The sequence below is a fragment of the Pseudoalteromonas haloplanktis ATCC 14393 genome (assembly GCF_000238355.1).
Lineage (GTDB): Bacteria > Pseudomonadota > Gammaproteobacteria > Enterobacterales > Alteromonadaceae > Pseudoalteromonas > Pseudoalteromonas haloplanktis.
On record NZ_AHCA01000049.1, the window covers coordinates 1 to 638 of the forward strand.

1 pseudogene is annotated in these 638 nt (G+C 44.7%); it reads right to left on the bottom strand.

Annotated elements, in window-relative coordinates:
• Positions 1–638, bottom strand: a pseudogene (locus tag PHAL_RS24320) (TonB-dependent receptor); the annotation flags it as partial.

The following is a 638-nucleotide window of genomic DNA, read 5'->3' on the forward strand; positions in this document are numbered from 1 at the left end:
GGTACATTACCTATATCCCCATAAATATCAGTCATGAAGTAAGCTGAAGATATAGTCTGCTCCACGTCAAAGTTTGTTGCATATTTCTGTGGGTGAGGGCCAGTGAAAACCTCATAGAAACCAGTCTCCCCCGCTTTGATACCCCCTTCAATATCAGCCATGCCATCTTGTAATGCTGCAATGTGGGATAAATTATCAATCGTTTTCCAGCCCGAATTTGCGCCAAATGTGCCTGGGAAATTACCATTAAAAAACTCGGTTTGACCATCAGAGACTAACGCATCACTAATTGTGAAGCTGCCGACCGCATCAGCATTAACACCGACAGCACCGATTGCTTGGTCAAAGTTTTCAAGTACCTCACGACTGTAACGTACGCCGAACTTCACAGCACCAAACATAAAACCATCGCCGAAGCCAAAGTCTACATAGCGCTTAGCATCAAACTCACCAGTAGACATTTCGCGCACAGGATTATCAACCCGACCTGTAATATAGTGGCTTAATCGGCGACCATCATTTAATGCATCAGCGGTAGTGAGCGACTGCGCAGTTAAGGCTGTTGGACTTTGCCAATCAACATCGTAGTTGTAATTATCCCAGCCTTGGGCATTAACAAATGCTTGACTTAAATCACC